General features: G+C 43.2%; 1 protein-coding gene. It reads right to left on the reverse strand.

The features are described from left to right. Window positions 1-998, reverse strand: a 998-nt coding sequence (locus R7Q47_RS25630) for an RNA degradosome polyphosphate kinase (RefSeq protein ID WP_318090180.1), incomplete at its 3' end; no start/stop codon positions are given. Window positions 999-1,163: the final 165 nt, after the last annotated feature.

Consider the following 1,163-nt stretch of genomic DNA (forward strand, 5'->3'; position numbering starts at 1 on the left):
GCTTGGAAACTGTTGGCGTAACCTTCAAAGTCTGCACACTTCATTGGTGGCATTGGTTTGTTTTCGAGGTATTCTCGCCCGACGTTTGGAAAAGCGATGAAATCTTTGAAGTTGTGGTAGCGTCCACCTGGAATTAGGTTGTCGTAATTGGAAATTCTTAGTTTGCTGCACAAGAAGTCGAGCATCTCTTGCGGCATTTCACGCTCATACACAAAGCGTACTGGCATGGCGGTTAAACGTTGGTTTACGCCTGCTGACATTTGCTCTAGCAAGCTGTATTCGATTTCATTACGCAAGTCGTACTCTGCATCACGCGTCATTTTCATCGCGTAGCCTGCGAGCTCATCATAATCGAAAAAGCCTTTAAATAGCTCGTCTAAACAGTATCGGATGATGTTATCAAGCAAGATGATGGTCTTACGGCGTTTGCCTTTTTGCTCTGGCACCATCACGAAGCGTGGCAGGTGGTCGGTTGGAATTTCGATGAGAGCGTATTGAGAGTGGTCTTCTTTGCGCAGTTCGACGGCGATGTAAGCGTATTCGTCTTTGAGGAATTGCAGCACGTCGATTTCATCTTTCATCAACAAAGGCGTGATATGTGGCATGACTTCTTTGCGGAAGTATTTGGTGATCCACTTTTCCTGCGCTTCATCGAGTTGATGCTCATTGACCAAGAAAATGCGACGCCGTGCCATTTCTCTAATTAATTCACTGTAAAGTTCGTCGAATTGTTCGTTAAGCTTAAGGGCTTTGGCTTGCATCTTACTTAACAGACGCTTGGAGTTGTCACTCCCTCCTCGCTCTTGGTTGATCAAAATACGACGTTTCACATCAGCGAAGCGCACTTTGTAGAATTCGTCGAGGTTGTTGGAAAAGATCCCAAGAAAACGAATACGCTCGATCAACGGAACGGTTTTGTCGGCCGCTTCTTGTAACACTCGTTCATTGAAAGATAACCAACTAAGCTCTTTTTCTATATATAGTTTTTCTGCGCTCATAACCTTACCTAGCCTAAAGTGAAGTAATCGTACTGATCATGGGGATAAACAGACGAGTGAAAACATTATGAGATTTTTGTTACAGATATATTTCATACCACGCATTGCATAAGAGTTGTATTCTTTTCAGGTGTTTAATGTGATCTGTAATATAATTGTCATCTT

The organism is Vibrio sp. Vb0349, from assembly GCF_033338975.1.